This window comes from Flammeovirga sp. SubArs3, assembly GCF_947387565.1.
GTDB lineage: Bacteria > Bacteroidota > Bacteroidia > Cytophagales > Flammeovirgaceae > Flammeovirga > Flammeovirga agarivorans.
The window spans coordinates 240,216-264,629 of sequence record NZ_CANDOA010000006.1; the positions used below are offsets into that span (position 1 = coordinate 240,216).

Genomic DNA, 24,414 nt, shown 5'->3' on the forward strand with positions numbered 1-24,414 from the left:
ATCCTTAGTCTTTATTTGTTGCAATAGGATATTCTGATTGTCCCCATTCCGTCCAAGAGCCATCATATACTTTTTTCTCTTGTGGAAGTATATCTTCAGTACCTAACAAGTCAACAACTGCCGTAATACCAGAACCACAAGAAAAAATTAAGGGTTTCTCCTGATCTAAATTAAGTTGATCAAAGATTTCTTTTCTTTCTTCAACACTTTTATAAAATCCATTTTCAAGAAGTTTTTTAAAAGGCAAGTTTTGTGAGTTAGGAATATGCCCACTTCTCATTCCTGGACGAGGCTCTTCTACCGTTCCATCAAAACGCTGTTTCCCTCTAGCATCTATAACTTGATCCGTTGATTTGTTTATGTTCTCATACACATATTTAGCATCAACAACAGCATTTTTATTGAACGATGCCTTGAAATTTCCTTTATCGAAAACTTGTGAAGTACCGATAGCTTCAGTAGGGAAACCTTTGTCTATCCATGCATCAAGGCCACCATTTAGTACTGAAATATTATTAAAGCCCATCGTCTTAAACATCCACCAAGCTCTTGGACTGGTAAATATTCCAAGATTATCATAGGCGACTAGAATACTATCTTGATTGACTCCTAACGCTTGTACTGCTTTTTCAAAGCTCTGCTCATCTAGTAACATATTAGGCAGGGAAGAAGAAGTGTCGCTAAAGTCGTTTTTGATATCAAAAGTACGAGCACCTTTTATCTGTAAATCAGGGTTTGTTGCTACTAATCCCGCTTTATTACCAGGTTGGCTAGCGTCTAAGATAATAAGCTTTTCGTTTTGAAGTAATTCATGAAGTTCAGATGCAGAAATAATATTCTTCATAATGATTTATATACTTGAATCGATTATATTAAAATTTAGTTTGAATTTACAAGCTTTCAATAGATCACCAAAACTATCACGGATGAAAAAAAAAGATATCCCATTTATGCCAGAATTTTACGACCGTTACATCAACCTATGTGAGGATAAAGATGTCGTAGATGTTCTTTCTGAAACACTGGTTAACATCAATATGGATAATGTTGAAAAGATGAGAGAACTTGGTACTAGAGTCTATGCAACTGGAAAATGGACAATGCATGATATTATTCAACATATTATAGATACAGAGAGAATTCTAGCCTATAGAGCATTGCGATTTGCCCGAGAAGACAAAACAGAAATCGAAGGTTTTGAAGAGAACGCTTATGCAGTAACCGCTTTAGGTTATCAAAGAGATTTTGATGAATTGGTAGCTGAATTTCAAGCTGTACGAATGGGCACAATTGCCATGTTTAAAAGCTTTACCGACGAAATGCTTTTACAGGAAGGTGTAGCTAGTGGGATTAAGAATAACGTTCTCGCTATTGGCTTTACAATTGCTGGTCATCAATTACATCATGGGAATGTAATTAAAGAAAGATACTTCCCATTGTTGGATCAATAATATAACAAGTGTAGAGAAAAGGTAAGGTACTTTTTCTCTATGCTTCCCCTTTGGTTTTTGAATAGAAATAGGCGTTTTTGACTTGTTTTCAAGGTTTATCCCACTTTTTGAAGAATTTACCCCCACTTTTTTCTACGTTAATTTTTTATCATTGTACAAATAAAAAGTCCAATTTAGTTGGATGCATAAACAACACATATTCTATAATTGCTATTCTGCCTTCTTCAATTTAATACAAACGAAATTTGTTTTTGATTTTTATTAAAATGAAGATGGTCAACTGTTACATTTTCAAATAAGTGTTATAATTACTATTATTGAGCTGTGTTAACTACTACGAATACGTTTCCAATAATTAATACATGAAATTTAAGCTATTACTTTTTTATCTTCTGTCTATTATTTCTATTGATACTTATGCTGAACAAATCTTAGATTCCTATCAGTTTGAGTACTTCAATGTTTCCAACGGTTTACCAACAAATTACACCTATAAAATACGACAGGATCATAATAAACTATTTTGGTTAGCGACCAATAGTGGATTGGTGGTTTATGATAGTAAGAACTTTAATGTCAAAAGGCCATCTCTAAGATATACCGGTTTAAAGAATGAGAATATTAGTGCAGTTTATCTTCAAAATGATAGTATCATTTGGGTAGGTACTAATAGTGGGGGATTATCTCATTATAATAGTCGATTAGATTATTTTAAACATTACGATAATATCTTAACTAAAAAGAATAGGCCAATCAATAGAATCACATCTATTACTGAGGATGCTGATGGTAACCTTTGGCTTTCTACATTTTATCATGGAGTAGTTGTTTTCAATAAAGAAAAGGGAATAATAAAAAGATTTGTTGAAAACTCTAAAGTACTTCATCTAATTAAAGATACTTTTGGTAACATATGGTTTGCATCACGCGGTAAGTTATATAAATATGACCCTTCAGAAGATCGACTAATTTCTGCTGGAAAAGTATATGGTGAAGTGATGGAGTTGTATTACGATGCACCTAGGGATCAAATTATTATTGGTACCGCTAAAGGTTTGTACAAAATGGCCACTACAGATATGGTGATTCAATCTTTTCCTTCAGATAAAACGTTGGACAGAATGAAAGGGCTAAATACAATAAAAGTAGATCAGGAAGGCCGAATTTGGGTAGGTTCATGGACAAGAGGATTATTTGTTAGTGACCGAGAACAGAAATATTTTTCGAAGCTTCCATTAATTAAAGATTATGAGACCAATTCTCAATACGAAGCCATTCTGGATATCTTTTTCGATCAAGATAAAAACATTTGGGTAGGTACGGCTAATGGAGGTTTGGTAAAACTTATTCATGAACATTCTATCAAGAATTATCATAATACTTTTACGAATAACATTGGTTTATCAGATAATAACATTCTATCAATTTATAAAGATAATTACGGTACATTATGGTGTGGAACATGGTCTGGTGGACTCTCTTATCTGACTAAAGGTTCAACACTATTTCAAAAATTTCCTGATAATAAAAAAGAAAAAGTAACGAAAGTTATACCTTGGGGAGATAAGATAATCTATGCTGGAAAAAAGGGAATTCATATTATAGACAATACGAATAACCAGAAAAAATACTTAGGTCATTTTTTGAGAAAATTCCGAATGAATTCGGTCTTATTAGATGAAAATGAAATCCTCTATATAGGTACACAAATGAATGGTTTATTAGTGATTGACCTTAAAAAAGATCCAAATTTTGAACTACCTAGCATTTATACTACTAAAAATAGTAACCTTGTTAATAATAGAGTAAGTGCAATTGGAAAAGATAGATCTAAAAAGGTATGGATTGGTTCTTATGGAGGATTACAAATTTTTGATCAGGATAAGAGTGATTTTTATAACATCTATGGACATATTAAAGATGAAGTAAAATCATCACTTGTGATATTATCTATAAACCTTGAAAAAGAGGGAAAGCTTTGGTTATCTACTGCACAGGGGTTAATAAAAGCAGACATTTCCAATGGGTTTAAAATTGAAAAAGTATTTACAGTCGATGATGGATTAAATAATGACTGTATCAAAGGTGTCACTTTTGATTATAATAATAGATTATGGTTCAGTAATACTTTAGGAATCGGAACTATAAGCCCAAATGAGAAAAGTATCATCAACTTTGATCGAGAGAAAAGGTTCAATAATGTCATGAACAATGATGCCATATATAATGATGGGAAAAAGATCTATTTTGGTGGTACTAATGGTTTATATGTTCTTGATCTAGAAAAAATAAGTTTACAACCTGAAGTGGTTCCTTCCATTCTTGTCACAGACTTTTATGTAAACCAGAAAAGAGTTGAAGTACAGGCAGAAAGAAACGGACGTATCTTATTGGAAGAAGAAGTGAATTTTGAAGACAATATTCACCTTTTTTATAACGAAAATACACTTTCATTTAAAGTAGTTTCACCAAATTATCATGCAAATAGTACTATTTTTTATCAATTCAGAATCAGAGAACTAGATAAAAATTGGATTGATAATGGAGATAATCAGCTCATCAATTTAATTAACTTAAAACCATCAATATATCACCTAGAAATAAGGTCGACCTACGATAGAAAAAATTACAGTGCAATTAAAACGATAACGTTTACCATTGCCCCTCCTTTATACTTAACATGGTGGGCTAAACTTTTATATTTATCAAGTTTAATTGTTGTTATCTATTTAGTATTGCGTTTTATAATATTAAAATCAAAATTAGAAAACGATTTAAAGATTGAAAAAATTAATAGTGAAAAAGACAATGAATTGAATGAATCGAAGTTGATGTTTTTCACTAATATTTCCCATGAATTGAGAACACCTCTGACATTGATCATTAGTCCGCTGAGTGAAATCATGGATATGGATCTAACACCTGTGATGAAAAATAAGGTGGTCAGTATAAACAATAATGCACAGCGTCTCCTAACACTTATCAATAATCTTTTAGATTTTAGAAAAGCAGAGAATGGAATGCTTCAATTGAATCTAAGAGAACATAACTTTGAGAGATTTATTGATAAGATTTTTCTGAATTTTAAAAACCATTCAGAATCCAAAAGCATTTATTTTGATTTAGAGAAAGAGGCCACAGATTTTAATCTTGTATTCGATCATGATAAAATGGAAATGGTCGTATGTAATCTTCTAACCAATGCATTTAAATTTACAAAATTAGATGGTAAGGTGAAGATGATTATCTCAAATAATTCTGATCATGTAACACTGACGGTAAAAGATACAGGAAAAGGGATTTCTGCTACTGAGCAAGAAAAAATCTTCAATAGATATTATCAAATTAAGGATGTGGAGAGCATTAATATGATGGGTACTGGCCTTGGATTAGCTTTAACTAAAAAGATTGTAGAGCTACATCAAGGAGAAATTTCAATCCGATCAGAAGAAAATAATGGAACTGAATTCACTGTGACCATTCCTCACTCATTAATAGAAAATCAATCGGTAAAAGAAGTTTCAAGTATCAAAGAACAAGAAAATGAAAAGAAAACAACTACTGCAGATGCAGAGAATACTAGGGAAAAACAAAGCCTTCTTATCGTAGATGATCATGAAGAAATTAGAGAGTATTTAGAGGATATCTTTAAAGATAGGTATCAGGTTACTACTGCGGCAAATGGAGTAGAAGCAAAAGAACTAGCAGTTAAAATTATTCCAGATCTTATTTTAACTGATGTAATGATGCCGAAGATGAATGGTATTGATCTATGTAAAATACTAAAGGATAATATATCAACAGCACACATTCCTGTTTTACTATTAACGGCGAAGACTGATAATAAACATGAAATAGAAGGGTTAAAATCTGGTGCTGATGATTATATAAGAAAGCCGTTTGATGTAAAAGTTTTAAACACAAAGGTTGAGACTCAGTTAAGGAACCGACTAAAAGTACAGAGGTACTTCCAAAATAAAGTCAGATTTGAGCCAAACACTAATCTGAATACAGAGAATAAAGACGAAAAATTCTTACAAGATGTCTCAGAATTTATTAATACGAATCTAGAAAATGAATCTTTCTCTGTGGAAACATTAGCAGAACAATGCTGTATGAGTCAATCCACACTGTACAGAAAGCTAAAAGGATTAACCGGAATGACCATCGCAGGCTTTATTCGATCGATACGTTTAAAGAAAGCTTCTGAATTATTAATAGAAGATGATCAGAAGTTGTATGTGATAGGTAGTATGGTCGGAATTAATGATTACAAGTATTTCAAAAAAGAGTTTACTAAACAGTTTGGTGTATCACCAAAGGAGTATAGAGAGAAGAAAAAACAAGAAATGTTGGTAATGAACAGTTAATTTTTCTGTTATATCAAAGAAAACACTAAAAAAGCACCTCTTATTTTGGACGAAAATAGGAGGTGCTTTTTTATAAAGGTGACAAATGTTTCTTTTTTACGACATCAAGCAATCGTATAAAATACAATTGATAATCAGTGAACTATAGAAAATATTTTTTACTCAATTCGAAATAAGGTTCTATTTATTTGATATTATTATATAAAAAAAGGTGTGTGAAGTCATTCTTTAACCAACGAACTAGGTCATCATTATAGATATCTCTAACCTGTATTTTTGATTTATCAAAGTGTGATGCTCTATTTAAGTGCGTGTACAAGGATGATGGTTTTGTATTTTTTTATATCGGTGACCATTGAACAAAAGGAGACTTAAAAGAGCTGTTGTGAATTATAACTATACTTACTTAAATATTATGTCAAAGACGTTAAAAATAAGAGATTTAACTCTTCGCGATGGTCAACAATCGTTGTTTGCAACAAGAATGACTCAAGATCAAGTAGATAGATTACTACCTGATTACCAAAATGCCAACTTTTATGCAATGGAAGTTTGGGGTGGTGCAGTACCAGATTCAGTAATGCGTTATCTAGGTGAAAACCCTTGGACTCGTCTAAAAACTATCCATGAGTCTGTAGGCAATGTAAGTAAGTTGACAGCCTTGTCGCGTGGCCGTAATTTGTTCGGATATACTCCTTATACTGAAGAAATTATTGAAGGCTTCTGTAAGACATCAATAAATAATGGTTTAGGTATCATGAGAATCTTTGATGCTCTGAATGATACTAATAATATTAAATCAACTATCAAGTATGTGAAGAAATATGGAGGTATTGCAGACTGTGCAGTTTGTTATACTATTGATCCGCACTTCACTACAATGGAAAGAATTAAAGGATTCTTTACAGGTAAACCACTTCCAAAACCAGTATTTACAGACCAGTACTTCTTAGACAAAGCATTAGAAATGCAAAAGCTAGGAGCTGACATGATCTCCATCAAAGATATGAGTGGTTTAATTCCACCGATGAGAGTAGCAAAACTGGTAAAACTATTTAAAGACAATCTAACAATTCCTGTAGATTTCCATACACACTGTACTCCAGGTTATGGTTTGGCTGCTGTATTAAGTGCCGTAATGAGTGGTGCTGATATTGTAGATACAAACATTTGGAACTTCGCTGGAGGTTCTGCTGGTGTAGCCCTTGAGTTAATCTATGTTTTTGCTCAAAAATTGGGTATCAACATCGATGTGAATATGGAAGCTGTAGCTGAAATAAATGAAAAACTTGTAGACATCCGTAGAGAATTAAGAGATTTCGATGCCTACGATAGTTTCCCTAACCCATTCAATCCTCTAACAGATACGTTACCTGCTAACATCGATAAACTATTTGATGATGCTATTCAGGCAGTAAATAGCGGAAATGAGGATTTATTATTAACAATTTGTCATCAAATTGAAGATCACTTCAACTTCCCTAAACCAAATACGAAAGTAAAAGAGGCAGAAGTACCAGGTGGTATGTATTCTAACATGGTGGCTCAATTAAAAGCTTTAGGTTCTGATGAGATTTTGGACGAAGCAATGAAATTGATCCCTCAAGTACGTATGGATGCAGGTTTACCTCCATTAGTAACACCTACGAGCCAGATTGTTGGGGCTCAGGCAGTAAATGCAGCCATGAGTTTAAAAGCGGGTAAGGAGATGTATTCTAATACTTCTAACCAATTTATGAGTTTAGTGAAAGGGGATTATGGTAAAACGCCAATTCCTGTTAAACCTGAATTTAGAGAAAAAATCTGTGGTCATGCAGACGAAAGACCATTTGATACAAGTAACTACAAAGCACAAGACAACCCTACATTACCAGAATTCGGTAATGTAAAGTTAGCTGAAAACTATGAAGAAGAGCTTTTATTGGAGTTATTCCCATTAGTGGCTAAAGGTTACTTGAAAAACTTGAAGAAAGAACGTTTCGAAGCACAAAAGCCAGTTGAGGTTAAAAAGGAGAAAGTAGTTGAAAAAGTACAAGAACCTGTAAAACTTGGTAGAAAAGCCAATTCACCAATGCCTGGTAAAGTCTTAGAAGTTGTTGTAAAAACGGGTGATAAGATCAAGATGGGAGACCCTATTATGATCTTAGAATCAATGAAAATGGAAAATACAATCACTGCAGAATTCAGTGGTTATGTAAACAATATCTTTGTTGAAGATGGCGATGTGGTAGCATCAGGTCAAATGATTCTTGATATTGTTTCATCAGAAGAAGATATTTCTGCTTTAGAATTAGCATAAATATTTAAGTAAGAATAATAAGAGATCTTACGATTTCTAGTTACAATTCTAAAGAGTTGTGAAATGGCATTTTTGTCATGGAGCAGCTCTTTTTTTGTTTGAGTAAAGATTATTGTAAAAGTTCTATGGGTAATTTCATTAAAGAGTCATTTTACCCCCTCTCTTGCATAAAATACCCCATAATTATCTGTCTCTGTAGGGTATAATTGTGATATGTGATATCGAGCATTTCTTGTGTATTGATATCTCTTTTAACTTTTCATGAGTATGAAATGAACAACTATCAACATATACGACAACCAGCAAAAGTATTGATAGTTGAATACTCTTAACATTTTACACTACAATTAAATATGAAATCATTATTACTTCCGAGATTTCTGTTAAAGGTACTCTTGTGCCTGCTGGCGGGGAACTCAATTGCTCAGACTAAACCTAACATCGTCGTTATCCTTGTAGATGATGCAGGTAATAAGGATTGGGGCTTCCAAGGATCCACAGTAGCCATCTCACCAAACATTGACCAATTGGCTGCTGAAGGAACCATCTTTTCACAAGGGTACGTGACTAATTCGGTTTGTGCTCCATCGAGAGCAGGCATGCTTACAGGACAGTACCAAAACAAAATAGGTTTTGAGTATAACATTGTAACGTATTCCAATTCTCCTGATCATACTTCGCATGATGTTGGGATTGATCCTAATGTTCCTACAATGGGAGATTATCTAAAAGATTTGGGTTATACTACATCTCTTTTTGGTAAATGGCATGTTGGAGAAGAAGATCATCATAGACCTAATACAAGAGGTTTTGATTATTTCTATGGTCTACTTTCTGGTTCAAGAAACTATAATAAAGTAGAGACAGCCTTTAATAAGATGTTAAGAAAAAATGGAGTAGAAGTAGAGCCAACAGACAACAACTTCTACCTGACAGATCTTCTTACAGATGATGCACTTGCTTTTATGACATCAGAGATTGATGCAGGTAATCCATTCCTTGCTTTTATGTCATATACTGCACCCCATGGACCATTTCAGGCAAAACCAGAAGATAAAGCTTTATTTGATGCTAATACCTCCTTATCTAGTGACCAGAAGAATTATTATGGGATGATCAAAAATGTAGATGATAATGTTAAACGTATTATAGATCTACTAAAAGAAAAACAACAGTATGAAAATACACTTTTTGTTTTCTTAAGTGATAATGGTGGTGTTGGTCTTACTGATAATGGTGTATTAAAAGGAAATAAAAGTAGTCAATATGAAGGGGGATTAAGAGTGCCATTTTTTGCTACTTGGAACACAAAAATTCCATCTAATACTACCTACGGCGAACAAGTTATTTCTCTAGATTTAACAACAACTTTCATTAAGGCAGCTGGAGGAAATCTATCGGATTCAAAATATGCTGAACTTGACGGTAAAGATTTAGTTCAAGCCTCTAATCAAGTGAATACCCCTTTACATTCTATCCTTTATTGGAGAAAGTTAGACCGTTGGGGAATTGCTTCAGATGGGGTAAATAAATTGTTATTTGAAGCTACCGATCCAGCAAATAACTTATATGACACTGTACTTTATAATTTAGACTCAGATATTTCTGAAACAACGAATGTTTATAGTGCTGCATCTCAAAATGTATCAGATTTGGTAATTGCTTACAATAATTGGAACAATACATTGGATTTACCTTCATGGTACGGAGCAACTATCTTAAAGAATGTATGTCCAACAGCAAACAATGCTAAGAACTGTCAGGTAATAGTTGATCGATTTGCAGCTTTTAAGGAAGCGACAAAATTGGAACAAAAGCAAGTTCAAACATTAAGTGCTGAAGAATATTCTTTATCTGTAATTTCGACTTCAAATATTGAGTTTACAGATCCAATAAAAAATGCAAATGTGATTGCCTATACCATTACATCCTTACCAAATAATGGTACAATTTTAAGAGATGGAGAGGAGTTATTGATAGGACATAAATTTACACAAAGACAGGTAAATGATGGTGAAATTGCGTATCAATCTACAAGTGCTGTGGGTACTAACGATCAATTAACTTTATCTGTAAATGATGGTTCGGGTGGAGAAGAAATAACTGACGTTATTCTTCCAATTACAACAACGCAAAGAACTACAGGGACTAACTATTATGTGAGTAGTAGCAATGGAAATGATACTAACTCTGGGACAAGTATGGATAGTCCGATAGCATCAATAGCTAAACTAAACACGATAGCGTTACAACCAGGAGATTGGGTACATTTTAAAAGAGGAGATACTTTTATTGGCCAATTGGATTGTAATTATTCAGGTATTGATAATGCTCCAATCATCTATAAAGATTATGGAAACGGCGCCTTACCTATTTTATCAGGTAGTACTGGTAATGATGGGGTTCCTGATCCATTAACTACAATTTTGATTGTTGATCAATCTTTCCTAGAATTCAAAAATCTACATATTCGTAATGAACGTTTCGACGCCATGGAAGGGGTAGATAATGATAAAGCTTTCGGTATTTTAAATTATACAGAGCAATTAGGAGAACACAAAGCAGGAGTAAATGGAAAGTTACCGACGGGTTATTCCAACAAAGAGTTTGAAAAAGCAATTGAAGAGACAGATACGCTTTCATTTAACGAACATCTCTATTTCTCTAACTTATATTTCGATAAAGTATATAGTTTAGGTCTTGATGGTATTCCATTTAACAGTGTACGCTCAACAGCTATTTATTTAGAAGAATCCTTTGCGAAGGATATCATAATCGAAGATTCTTATTTCACAGATCTTCAAAGAACAGGTATTTGGGTGAGAAGATGGTCAACAGATATTATTATCAAAAACAACCAATTTGTAGATATTGGAGGTTCAGGAGCTATTTTATCTGTTTCCAATAGAATTCTTTATGAAAACAACTACATGCAATTCTGCGGAGCGAATTCAGATTCAAGAATGGCAAAAAGAGGTAGTGGTATGTGGACTTTTGGTTGTGATGGTGTTGTTGCTCAATTCAATATTTCGAAACATGCAAGAGGAGACGGAGATTCTAGTGGTATGCATGTGGATTATGGTAACAAAAATATTTTGTATCAATACAATTATTCTGAAGATGCTGCTGGTGGTTTCTGTGAAACATTAGGTGATAATGACAATGTTATTTGGCGATATAATATCAGTGTCAATGATGCAGATACAGATAGAGGAGGCAAAAACCTATTATTATGGATTTCTAAATTCTCCAGCAATAATAAGAAAAGTAGAGATGTACATATCTACAATAATACAATCTATGGTGGCCGCGATTATGACAATCAGATCACAAATGCTAAGGTTTTATTTGAGGTAGAAGAATTTAATTTTATCAATAACATCATTTTCTTAGAATCGGATTCTAAGCTAGGTATCGGTTCAGGTTTTTATAAAAACAGTGCAACGACTACAAACTTTAAGAAGAATATATTCTTTGGAGGTGAGTTCAACTCTAGTTTGAAGAATCTTGATGCAACAAGAATTGAACAAAACCCTGAGTTTATTGGGGAAGGTACTCACAATGAGTTGGGATATCAATTAAAAGAAGGTAGTCCAGCCTTGAAAAGTGGGGAGTCTTTCCAAGAACCAACTTTCCCTTATGCGGGGCAAGGGGTTTTTAAAGACGTAACTTCTGCGGCTGAAAAAGATTACTACGGGAATCCCGTTGATTTATCAATGGAAACAAATATTGGTGCTTATAATGGTTCTGGTGTTCCTTTATCACAAAAAACTACAGTTTATGAAGCCGAAGATGCTGTAATCTCTAGTGGAAACTCAGTAAGTTGTTCAACGGCTTCTAGAAGTCAGATTGTGGAAGCCGAAAATGGTACAGTTACATTTACTGTAAATGTTGATGAAGCTAAAGAGTATATCTTAAAAGTGTATTACATGAATCCTGATATTGAGCCGATTCAATTAAGTATCAACAATTCACCAGCTGAAGAAGTATTACTTCAATTTACGAATGGTTGGTGTGCTCAAGGTGGTGTGGCAGGTAACTACCAATTTGTGAAACCATTAACTTCAGGAGCAAATACAATTTCAATAAGTAATATCACTTTAGATAAAATTGAAATAGTTTCATTCGAAGAAGGTGAAGTTCCACCTCCACCAACTCCTCAACCTGGACCAACTTATGAAGCAGAATTAGCCACTTTAACTGGAACAGCGGAAATCACTACTTGTGGAAATGCTTCTGAAGGCGAGATGGTAAAAGGTTTAACAGGAGGTACTTCGAATGCATTAATTTTTGAAGGTTTAAATGTGGATATCGCTACCACTTATCAATTAACGGTAAGTTATTATGCAACAAGTGAAGCAACATTAAACTGCCAAATAGATGGAGCTGAAGTTCAAACATTAACTTTACCTGCTACTGGTCAATGGTGTTATCAAGGTGGATCACCAGGAGATTATACTTTTGATATCACTTTAGATGCAGGCGATCATACAATTAAGTTTTTTGATAGCCCTATAATTGATAAAATCCATATTGAGTTGCCTTCATCTGGAGGAGCTTGGGAAGCAGAAAATGCAGTATTATCAGGTACCGCATTGGCCTATAATTGTGCGACTTCTTCAGGAGGAAAATCAGTAAAAGGGTTAACGGGTGGTATAGTAAACGCTGTTTCATTTAATGATATAGAAATCTTTAATGATGGAGAATATGAGCTAATTATCACTTATATGACAAGTACAAATGTTACTGCTGTAATAGAAGTAAATGGAGTGGATCAGACAATTTCTCTACCATCTACTGGAAAATGGTGTTACCAAGGTGGTAGTTCTGCTGATAATAAAATCATAGTAGATCTCAATCAAGGGTTAAACTCTATTAAGTTCTATGATTCACCTCAGATTGATAAAATTGAAATTGGAGAGTTACAACAAACTACTGGATCAAGAACAAACAATCATCAAATCTTATTGGAAGATCAATTAAAAGTATATCCAAACCCTATTCAAAAAGGGAATAACTTTTTAATTGATTTGGGTGGTGTTTCTCCTAATTTGAGTATAAAACTCTATGACTTAATGGGACAGTTGATCGTTCATCAAATGGGAAGTAATGTAGAGCGAATCATTCTACCTACCAATGAATTGTCGAGTGGAGTTTACCTACTTTTAATAGAGAATGATTTTTATACCAAAGAACAAAAAGTGATTATCAAATAAGTAATCGGGATAACCGAAAATAGAACCCTTAGATGTAAAAGTCTAAGGGTCTTTTTATGTCCATTTCTTTATATGAGCTCTGTTTCTAAAACCAATAAAAAGAGAAGAATGTTCGCTCGTCATTTTCAATAAAACGAGTATAGTTTTACGTAATTCTTTCTAAAGCCCTGTGATCTATTCAATTAGAAAAATCAGTACTGGGGTATATTCGTACTTTATGCATAAATGCCCCATATAGTGTACAAATGACGTTATTTACTTCCTTGTTGATGAATATACCCCCTTTTTTTCCTACTGGTCCCACTACTTTTGAAACATCAATTTGAATTTTTTATTTACCAAATAACAAACGGAATGAAACGAATTATTATTTCTTTATTCTATCTATTCATGCTCTCTACTCTTATCACCTCTTGTTCTGAAGAAGAGGATAACAAAGTAGAAGTACTCAATCCTGAGATCATTGCTGATGTGACTACAGTAGATTTTGGTGATCTAGATGTAGAAGAAATCTCAGAGGTAAAAACAATTGCGATTTCTGCTTTTGATTTATCTGAATCTGTAATGATTGAAATTCCAGAAAACTTCGAAGCATCACTTATAGAAGATGCAGACTTTGTAGCTGAGGAGTTAGAAATCTCTTTAGATCTACTTGAAGGTGCAAATGCTAACGTATATGTAAGAGCAGTACCTCCAGCAGGTTTCCAAGGAAATTTATCAGGTGATTTAGCATTAAAATCAACAGGGGCACAAGATGTAAAAATTGGTTTAGTAGCTAAAGTAGCGATTGAAATTCAAGGTACTTTATTTATGTCTGAGTATTTTGAACAATACACAGGTTATTCTAATGTAATGCCATTAGACTCAGGTATTATGGGTTGGGATTTAAATACTGACACTGTAGTAAACGCTGCTAATTCTGGTGCAGGATATCCTGAGACTACTGTTCCTAATAATGAAGTAATGAATGTTTGGTATTTACCAATTCCATTAAACGGAGCAACATTAAGAGCAAGTGTTGGTTTATCTGACGATTCAAACTTAGCATTTAGTGGTTATCCTTCTGTAGATGGACATAGAAACATGGTGATTGATAATGATGGATCATGGCACTTTTGGAACTGGTTGAACAAAAAGAATGGAAATTGTATCGCTGGTAAAAATGAAGGAAACAACACAAGTGCATCAAGAAGATTTGCCGCAGATGGTTACACTGATGATGTATTTATGTCAGCATTGATCCAGGTGGATGAGTTAGGAACAGCAAGAACAGCAGATGAATTTGGTATTGGTGATATCATTGCACTTTCGAATGCAACTTCAGGTTCAGCTAACAACAATGTAATCAAGGTGGTAGCGATCAGTGATGATAAAGGAGGGTTTAAATTCGGTATCATTAAAGAAAATGAAGGTAATCCTTATGTATTATCAGAGGAAAGCTATGTTTTAGGGAAGACTTACGCGGTTGTTTTAAGTCATGAATTTGTTGAGGGCGACAACAACGATGTTTCTAAATTGTATGTTTTCGCTGAAGGAGATGAAATTCCAACATCAATGAGTGACCTTGAACCAAAAGCTGTAATTGATGCTGATTACAATGGTGGTTTAGGTGTTGATCCAACTGACTTAACAAATATCTTTATTAGAGAAAGAACTCAAACTGTAAACACACCAACTGCTTCAATTACAGGTATTAGAGTAGGTGATACATGGTTAGCAACATTATTCCAAGAACATAGTGCTGCTCAAAACAGTAACGATCTTTCATTAAACAACAGAGTATTAACTAACTCTGGTAGTGACTGTTCTCTTCAATAAGAAATGAAATTTATGGAGGTATTGCTCTGAAATAGATAGCAATATCTCCTTATCTAAACGTATATTTTTATGAAAAATAGAACCAAATACTCTTTTTACAGTCTATTATTTTTTCTTCTATTTTCAACACAACTATTTGCTCAAGAAAGTACTTTAAAAGGAGTTATTTCCAATGTTAATGGTGAGCCTGTTCCTTATGTCAATTTGATCATAAAAGGTACAACAAAAGGTACTGTAAGTGATTTTGGTGGAGAATTTCAATTAGGAGGATTAAGTATCAGCGATGTCATTGTTGTTTCTTCAATCGGATATGTGACTCAAGAAATTCCATATAAAGGCCAAACAAATATTTCGATCCAAATCAATGAAGATGCGGAACAACTAGAAGAAATTGTAGTCATCGGTTATGGTACTCAAAAGAAATCAGATTTAACAGGATCAACAGGTGTAGTGACATCTGAAGATTCAGATTTGCAGCCTGTACCTAACGTTCAAGGAATGTTACAAGGTAAAATGGCAGGTGTAGTAGTATCACAAAATAGTGGGGCACCGGGTGCAGTTCCAAAAGTAAACGTTAGGGGATTTACAGGAAATCCAATATATGTAATTGATGGTCTAATCGATGGCGATATCAATGCAGTCAATCCTAACGATATTGAAAATATCTCTGTACTAAAAGATGCTTCGGCAACTGCGATCTATGGTTCAAGAGGAGCCAATGGTGTGATCATCGTAACAACTAAAGGCGGTAAGAAAAACTCTCCACTAAAAGTTAATGCTGAATATTACCACACAGTATCCCAACTGAATAACAAATTGGAATTGCTAGATCCTGTATCTTACATGAAAATTGTCAACAAGAAAAAACTTGAAGCTGGAGCGAATGAGATCTTCTCAAGATTAGAAATTAGAGAGGCTGAAAGTACTCCTGGTTTTGGTACAGATTGGCAAGATGAAGTGTTCAGAACAGCTCATTCTGATAATGCTAACATCTCTCTTTCAAAAGGTTGGGATAAAACGACAATGCGTTTCTCATTAGGAGCAAGAAATGATGAAGGTATTTTAAGAAATACAAATTACAAAAGATATACATCTAGGTTATCGATTTCATCTGATTTAACATCTTCGACGAAATTAAATTTCAATGGTTCATTTACTCAAGAGAAAGGTATGAACACCGCTCAAGGAGGACAAAATGGATCTGATAATGTGGTTGCCGCAGCTACTGCTTGGTCTCCAAACTTAAAAGTATATGATGAAACAACGAATGATTATACAGGTTTCCAAGGATATGGTGCAACTGTACTAAGAAATCCGGTTTATTTATCGGAAGAGATTTTACGAAATACGAATCAAAAAACTTACGCTACCAACTTATCACTGACTCAGAAAATTATTCCAGAGCTAAGTTTTAAAGTATTTGGTGCGATGCAATATAGAGATATCAATAATGATACTTTTACAAGATATGAACCAGCTACTCCAAATTCTGTTTCTTCATTTTATGAATTAACAGGGAGTAATGTCAAGTATCAAGGTAATGCACAGTTAGACTTTAATAAAGAATTTAGCAGCGATCATAAATTAAATGCAACAGCAGTATTTGAGGTGATTTCTCGTAAAAATAAGAGTGAGTTTTTTACTACATCATATGATCAAGGAGAAGATCAAGAAGGAACACTTTCTGAAGTCATCAATGTGATGGAACCTGAAGGAATGTTATCTGCTTTAGGTAGAGTAGGTTACTCGTACAAAGACAAAATTCTATTAACGGGTTCCGTAAGATTAGATGGTTCATCTAGACTTCCAGAAGATAATCAGTGGGACGATTTTTACTCAGCAGCGTTTGCCTACAAGCTTTCTAATGAAGAATTCTTGAAATATTCTGAGGTAGTTTCAATGTTAAAGCTTAGAGTTGGTTACGGTGAAATTGGTAATGTAAACTCTCTAAATGCTTTTCAGGTTCAAGATTTAACTAACCCTAGAATTGGACCTTATGTTTTTCAAGGAACGGAATTAGCTTATGCGGAAGGAATTGAAAATGGAGCCAATCGAGCAAATCCAGAATTACGTTGGGAAGTTTCAAGACAGACAAACTTTGGTTTCGACTTAGGTTTGCTAGACGATAAGATTCAATTGAACGCAGATTACTATAATAAGATTACGGATGACTCACATTTTAATTCAGTAGTGCCAGGATACCTTGGTGGTGGAACAGTAAAATCAAACACAGGTAAGTTACAAAATCAAGGAGTTGAACTTCAATTAACTTACAAGTGGACCACTGGAGGGAAATTCTCAATGCGTAACACACTTAGCTTTAACTATAACCAATCTGAAGTGTTAGCTATTCCTCAGGATACAGTGTATGTGGGTAATATCAATGAAAGAGGATTTGAAAGACAATCTCATATTCTAATTCAAGGTCAACAGGTAGGCCAACTGTATGGTTACAGATATGTTGGTGTGAAAAAATCAAATACACCTGTTGAAGGAGAGATTCCAAACTTAGAAGTGGGTGATGCGATCTATTATGATGCGAATGGTGATGGTACTATTTCTATCGAAGATATGGAAGTAATTGGTAATGGTCACCCAGATATGACTTGGGGTTTCAACTCTTATTTAGATTACGGTAACTGGAGTTTAAATATCTTTATTCAAGGGGTACATGGAGTGGATGTATTTAACTTGCCACAACACGGTTTACTTGGTGGTGGATCTGGAGTATTAGATGCGACATCTACAGAGATTTACAACAGTTATTCTTTTGACCGTAATGGTTCATTACCATCGTTGAACGCAAGATATAGAGCACAGTCTTCATTGTTTGTTGAAGATGCGAGTTTTATTAGAATCAAAAACATCACACTAGCGTATCAAGTGCCTTGGGACAAAGCTCAATTAAGAGTGTATGGTGGAGCACAAAACATCTATACCTTTACAAACTATAAAGGGTATGATCCAGAATCTAATTCAGGGTCAAACTTAGCACCAGGTATCGACAGAGGATCATTTCCACTACCTATTACATATACTTTCGGACTTAATTTTGGAATATAGAAATGAAGCATCTAAAACATTTTATAGCAGCAGGAGCCCTCTTTTGTTTAGCAACTTCTTGTGAATCTATTCTAAAAGAAACTCCAGAAGATCGCTCAACGATCAATAACTTTTTCCAGTCGACAGAAAACTTGGATCATTCTTTAACAGCAGCATATAGACAATTAGTCGATAACGCTTGGAATAGATCCTTAGGTGGAGCACGATCGAGAACAGTATTTATGGGAGCGGATGATTTCACCTCTCAACCTGGTGGTAATAAAGCTGATTTTAAAGCTGGGGATCAATTGAATATTGGTTCTTCAGATATCAATATTTCTGGTACGGGATGGAATTTACCCTACGACGTAATCTTACAAAGTAATTTTGCAATTCAAGGGATAGAAGACCTAATTGCTAGAGGTGAAGATGAGACAACGGTAAAGGCAATGGGTGCTGAAGCTTATTTCCTAAGAGCGTGGTCGTACTTTAGGCTGGTTCGTTTGTATGGAGATGTACCTGTAGTTCTTGATCCATCTTATAGTCAAGAGAATGCCAACTTAACAAGAACACCGGTAAAGGAAGTTTACCAACAAATCCTTTCTGATTTAGAGTTTGCTCTTGAACATTTACCAAAGCAACAAGTGGAAAGAGGTAGAGTTTCTTATTGGGCAGCAAAAGCTTTAAAAGCTGATGTTCACTTAACGATGGCTGGTTGGCCTTTAAAGGAAACGGAAAATTATGCTTTGGCTTTAAAAGCAGCTGAGGACGTAATTAATAATGGAGGTTTTTCTTTTGAGGAAGATTTTGCACCAATCTTTGATTATAATCGTCAGGATAGTAACACTGAATATATCTGGCAATTAAAATTCTGTAATGTAATAAACTGTCCAGGGGCAGGCTTAATTACAACGTTCGCTTCTCAAACTACAAAGCCGGGTGAGCTGGGAGGTTTCCAAGATATCTATGTGGAGATTGCTTATTACAACAAGTTTCCAGAAGGTAATAGAAAGGATTTTACGTTCTTATCAGAATTGAAGACCAAAGACGGTACAACTATTCCGTGGGAAGAGTTTACTTGGAAACACCCATTCTTAAGCAAGTTTTATAGTGGTACGGTAAATAAGGATTTACCATATGAAGATCAAGTAGGAACAACTGCTCCTTCTTCTGATTTAGATTTGCCGATGTATAGAATTACAGAGATGATGTTAATTTATGCAGAGGCACAAGTAAATGGAGGTGGTGGAGAAGCTACCAAAGCTCTTGAATACCTTAATCAAGTAAGAAGAAGAGGTAAAGGGGTACCGACAAATCAAACAGACGCAGATGACTTAATGGCTTTTACAGCTCAAGATGTGATTGATGAAAGAGGTTGGGAGTTTATTGGCGAACAAAAAAGATGGTTTGATTTGATCAGAACAGAAACGTTAGCGAATGCATTATCAGATAGAGACCCTTCTGAAAATCCATTAATTGGAGATCCATCAAATAAGAACTTTTATCTATTGCCATTGCCTGATATTGATTTAGAGTTGAATCCGAATCTAACACAAAATCCAAGGTAAATAGATATAAAAATAAAGTATAATAATAATGGTTAGTAATCATTTGTGTTGTGCGAAATGTACAAATATTACAAACCATTATTATCCCAATATATGATATTCATACGATGTCAATCGGAGTTTTATTAAGGTTATAGTTTATACATAAGACAAGTGACTACAACAATGAAGTAGTATTAAGAAATAAAACTGAAGAGTACGATCGGGGTTTTACCTCGGTTGTACTTTATAAAAATGAATCACAAAATCCATATACATTATTGTCAAGTGAAAAGAGTTAAAATGAATTTAAAATTTAGAAAAGAAATAATTTATGAATGGCTTAGAAAAGATCCCTATTGGTATTTGAAACAAAATATCAATGACTTACTGATGCATGACATTTTACAATTGAACTGCTCATCTTCCATAACTATTAACCAGGCAAACAATGATTAAACAACAACTTATAATCTCATTATTTATTTACTGTATTGTTTTTGGATGTACATCTCCAAAGAAAAGTACAGTAGATAATACACATCCACAAAACCTGCCCAATATCGTTTATATTTTAGCAGATGATTTAGGCTATGGTGATTTAGGGTGTTATGGTCAAGAAAAAATTGAAACACCAAATATTGATTTATTAGCTAAAAATGGAATGCTGTTTCGCAACCATTATGCAGGCAGTTCTGTGTGTGCACCGTCAAGGTCTACCTTTCTAACAGGTTTGCACACAGGGAATACAGCTATTCGAGGAAATAAACCAACGAAAAAATTTACAGAAGGTCAGGTTCCGCTACCACAAGAAAGTATCACTATTGCAGAACTTTTAAAAGAAAAGGGATATATCACTGGAGCTTTTGGTAAATGGGGACTAGGTTATCCAGGTTCTGAGGGCGACCCCAATAATCAGGGTTTTGATGAGTTTTATGGATACAATTGCCAGAAAGAGGCACATCGTTATTATCCTAAGCACTTATGGCATAATGATAAGAAGGTGTTGTTGGAAGGAAATGATTTCAATAATAAGGTGACTTATTCAGGAGATTTAATCCATCAGAAAGCATTAGAATTTATAGATAATCATAAGAGTGCCACTTTCTTTCTTTATTACCCAAATCTGGTACCTCATGCAGAATTACTTTTACCTGAGGGTGACCTATTACAAAAGTATAGAGCAAAGTTTGGTAATGAGGAAGCATTTATCAATAATAAAAAGGGAGCAGATTATGGAAGTGATAAATTTAATATTGCTAGATATGCTTCCCAACCTGAACCCAAAGCTACTTACGCAGCAATGATTTCACTCTTAGATCAACAAGTAGGAGAAGTGATTGCTAAGTTGGAAGAGCATGATTTGTTAGAGAATACGATAGTTATTTTTACTTCTGATAATGGCCCCCATACAGAAGGAGGAGCAGCTCCAGATTTTTTCAATAGTAATGGAGGTTTAAGAGGTGTAAAAAGAGATTTATATGAAGGGGGAATTAAAGTTCCAATGATTGTTCGTTGGGATGGTGTGGTTCCAAAAGCAAGTGTTTCAGATCATGTATCCGCTTTTTGGGATATGATGCCAACTTTCTCAGAAATTGCTGATCTCAACTTTAATCATCAGATAGATGGAATTTCAATTGTTCCAACCTTAAAAGGTGAAAAACAATCCAATCATCAACATCTCTATTGGGAATTCCATGAAAAAGGCGGACGTCAAGCTATACGACAAGGTCACTGGAAATTGGTGAAATTAAAGGCCTTTTCAGCTACTGATTCGATTATAGAATTATACAATCTGGATACTGATCCGTACGAGAGAAATAACCTTTCTGAAGAATATCCTGCAAAGGTCAATGAGTTACTTCTGATTATGTCGGATGCACATTCACCTTCTACACTATTTCCAAAATTTGATCAACATATTTAGATAATATATAATGAATTACAAATTATTAATTACAACTGTTTTATCTATCTTTTTCTTCAGTTGTCAACAGCAGCAAAAAGCAACTTCAAGCAAAGATTTAACAGCCCAAAAGCCAAATATCATTTTTATTTACTTAGATGACCTTGGTTTTGGAGATATCAGTATCAATGGAGCAAAGGGGTTTACAACTCCTAACATGGATGCTCTAGCTAAAGGAGGAGTAAATTTTAAAAATGGTTATGCCACTTCTGCTACTTGTACACCATCTCGATATGCAGCGTTTACGGGGCAATATCCATGGAGAAAGAACGCTAAAATTCTTCCTGGTACGGCTCCAATGTTAATCGATACGACTCAAGTCACTTTACCAAAAATGTTACAATCGGCAGGGTATGAAACGGCTATTATTGGAAAATGGCATTTAGGTTTAGGCAATGAGAACAAAGATTGGAATCAACGAATTTATCCAGGTCCAAATGATGTAGGGTTTGACTACTCCTATATTTTGGCCGCTACACAAGACCGAGTACCTACAGTTTACATAGAAGACGGTAATGTGGTAAACCTGGATATGAATGACCCAATCGAAGTAGATTATGATCAAAATTTTGAAGGTCAGCCAACGGGTAAAGACAATCCAGAGTTAGTGACAATGATGTGGCACCACGGGCATAATAATACGATAGTAAATGGAATTCCAAGAATTGGTTACATGAAAGGAGGCAAGTCTGCATTATGGAGTGATGTAGATATGGCAGATCATTTCTTAGGAAAAGTAAAGTCGTATATTCAAACTCAATCTAAAACTGATAAACCATTTTTCTTAAGTTATACCATGCAACAACCTCATGTGCCAAGAACACCACATCCAAGGTTTGTAGGTTTATCAGGTCAAGGTCCTAGAGGAGATGTAATTTTAGAAGCGGATTGGTGTATTGGAGAATTAATGAAGACTCTCGAAAATGAAGAGATACTAGAAAATACATTAATCATTCTGTCATCAGATAATGGTCCAGTGTTAAATGATGGTTATTATGATAAAGCAGTGGAGTTAGTAGGGGATCATCAACCTGCAGGACCTTTACGTGGTGGTAAGTATTCATTATTTGAAGCAGGAGCACATGTTCCATTTATTACTTACTGGAAAGGTAAAATTGAACCTTCAGTTTCCAATGCACTGGTATGCCAAATAGATCTATTTTCTTCTTTGGCAGCCTTAGTAGGTAGTAATATTAAGGGACCTGATTCAAAAAATATCTTATCCTCTTTTTTAGGACAGGATAAGACAGGTAGAACTTCTTTGGTTCTAGAAGCTACTACAAGAACCTCTTTCAGAAAAGGGAAATGGATTTTAATACCAAGTTATAAAGGAAAGAAAAGAAATGAATTCGTAGATATAGAGTTAGGTAATAATGAAGAGTTGATGTTATTTGATTTAGAAAATGACCTATCACAAACTAAAAATGTTGCTCATCAATATCCAGAGGTCGTAGAAGAGCTGTTGGAAGAATTCTATGAAATTAGAGGAGAATGGAAAAAAGGTGTAGACAATAAGTTAGAGTTGAAATAAGAATAAAGCCAAGTAGTTTTTAATTACTTGGCTTTTTTATTTACTGATTTTGTAATCTTTGATTTTCTTTTTTAGTATCCACTTTAGACTTGATATAAGATTTCCCCATTTCCCAAGTGGTATAGCCTACTACAATAATCACAAGGTATTTTAGCATGACAAGGTCCATTTGTTTTACCAAGAAAAAAGCAACAAAGACACCTATTGTTCCAAATATATTGATCAAAATAGATCCATTCATATTATGAACGTTTTCTTTGATGTATTTAATCCCTGCAAAAGGAACTAATAATGCAGTTGAACCCATCATAATTGGGAAGATACAAGAAGGATGTAATCCAAGTAATGATAGCGTGACCATACAAGGAGCAAACAGGCCAATTCCGATGGTATTTAATGCACCAAAGACAAAATTGGCAACACAGGCAATAACTAATTTCCCACCTGTAAACCCATTAACTGAAGAAGCTTCATCACCTCCAGGAAGTAAACCTGCCATCTTTAAGATCATGGTAATACCCATAATAAATAGAGCGATTGTCATGACAAGTTGAATGTGCTGTTTGTTTAGTTTAGATACAATACTAGCACCTATTAAAGCCCCACCTAAAGCCGATACAATCATAGACATTAGTGTCAATGTATCCACTTTTACAGCATCAATAAATAAGAAGGCTTGAGTGATACAAACAATGGCAACACCCACATTCAAAGTACCAGGGATTAGTTTATCATCCACAAGTTTGAAGTTCTTAAATGAGGAGGTCATAATGGCAAAAGAGCCAATGCCTAAAGTATCAAAAAAGTTCGCGACGAACCCTGTAATTGCTAAACCTATAGCTTCTTTTTTATTTACATTAGTCTTTGCTTTTTGATTTTTATACGAATTAAATAAAGCGATACAGAACCATATTCCGGAAAGAACCAATAGTGCCAGGAATATTTGTTTGATGGATATCTCGTTCATCATTAAAAACAGGAATTTATTTAGTTAGGTGATAAAATTCTGAAATATTCATCGATTTCATTACTTTCATTAATTCTTGTTAGGTAGAATCTAAATCACATAATTGGGTAGAAAAATTAACCTAGATCAATAATAAATCCTCCGTTAAAATTCATTGAAAGTTTTTTTACTTTTTTAGTGTATAACCTTCATCAATTAGACATCCTG

At 34.3% G+C, this 24,414-nt stretch carries 11 protein-coding genes; 9 read left to right on the top strand and 2 right to left on the bottom strand.

What is annotated here, in order from left to right:
• Nucleotides 1-4 precede the first annotated feature (4 nt).
• Complete coding sequence (locus QL232_RS18095; protein ID WP_281615229.1) at nucleotides 5-844, bottom strand: sulfurtransferase; 840 nt, start codon at nucleotides 842-844, stop codon at nucleotides 5-7.
• 82 nt (nucleotides 845-926) lie between these two features.
• On the opposite strand from QL232_RS18095, the gene QL232_RS18100 reads away from it, so the two are divergent.
• The 9 genes from QL232_RS18100 (at nucleotide 927) to QL232_RS18140 (ending at nucleotide 23,240) form a co-directional block, all read left to right on the top strand.
• The gene (locus QL232_RS18100) at nucleotides 927-1,451 is read left to right on the top strand and encodes a DinB family protein (protein WP_168884428.1); all 525 of its coding nucleotides are present in this window, start codon (nucleotides 927-929) and stop codon (nucleotides 1,449-1,451) included.
• A gap of 362 nt (nucleotides 1,452-1,813) precedes the next feature.
• Entirely contained in the window at nucleotides 1,814-5,821 is a 4,008-nt protein-coding gene (locus QL232_RS18105; RefSeq protein WP_281615230.1) for a two-component regulator propeller domain-containing protein, read from the top strand.
• A 415-nt stretch (nucleotides 5,822-6,236) separates the two neighbouring features.
• Entirely contained in the window at nucleotides 6,237-8,120 is a 1,884-nt protein-coding gene (locus QL232_RS18110; protein WP_168884430.1) for a biotin/lipoyl-containing protein, read from the top strand.
• A 353-nt stretch (nucleotides 8,121-8,473) separates the two neighbouring features.
• Nucleotides 8,474-13,336, top strand: a complete 4,863-nt coding sequence (locus QL232_RS18115; protein WP_281615231.1) for a sulfatase-like hydrolase/transferase — start codon at nucleotides 8,474-8,476, stop codon at nucleotides 13,334-13,336.
• Nucleotides 13,337-13,690: 354 nt separating this feature from the next.
• Nucleotides 13,691-15,154, top strand: coding sequence for a hypothetical protein (locus QL232_RS18120; RefSeq protein WP_168884432.1), 1,464 nt, complete (start codon nucleotides 13,691-13,693; stop codon nucleotides 15,152-15,154).
• A gap of 69 nt (nucleotides 15,155-15,223) precedes the next feature.
• Nucleotides 15,224-18,217 carry a TonB-dependent receptor gene (locus tag QL232_RS18125; protein WP_281615232.1) on the top strand — a complete coding sequence of 998 codons (2,994 nt, stop codon included), beginning with the start codon at nucleotides 15,224-15,226 and terminating at the stop codon, nucleotides 18,215-18,217.
• A 2-nt stretch (nucleotides 18,218-18,219) separates the two neighbouring features.
• Nucleotides 18,220-19,764: a RagB/SusD family nutrient uptake outer membrane protein gene (locus QL232_RS18130; RefSeq protein ID WP_281615233.1), complete on the top strand. Its 1,545-nt coding sequence runs from the start codon at nucleotides 18,220-18,222 to the stop codon at nucleotides 19,762-19,764.
• A gap of 430 nt (nucleotides 19,765-20,194) precedes the next feature.
• Nucleotides 20,195-21,670, top strand: a complete 1,476-nt coding sequence (locus QL232_RS18135; RefSeq protein WP_281615234.1) for an arylsulfatase — start codon at nucleotides 20,195-20,197, stop codon at nucleotides 21,668-21,670.
• A gap of 10 nt (nucleotides 21,671-21,680) precedes the next feature.
• Nucleotides 21,681-23,240 carry an arylsulfatase gene (locus QL232_RS18140; protein ID WP_281615235.1) on the top strand — a complete coding sequence of 520 codons (1,560 nt, stop codon included), beginning with the start codon at nucleotides 21,681-21,683 and terminating at the stop codon, nucleotides 23,238-23,240.
• Between the two features lie 40 nt (nucleotides 23,241-23,280).
• Here the strand turns inward: QL232_RS18140 and QL232_RS18145 are convergent, their stop codons facing one another.
• Nucleotides 23,281-24,210, bottom strand: coding sequence for a sulfite exporter TauE/SafE family protein (locus QL232_RS18145; RefSeq protein WP_281615236.1), 930 nt, complete (start codon nucleotides 24,208-24,210; stop codon nucleotides 23,281-23,283).
• Nucleotides 24,211-24,414: the final 204 nt, after the last annotated feature.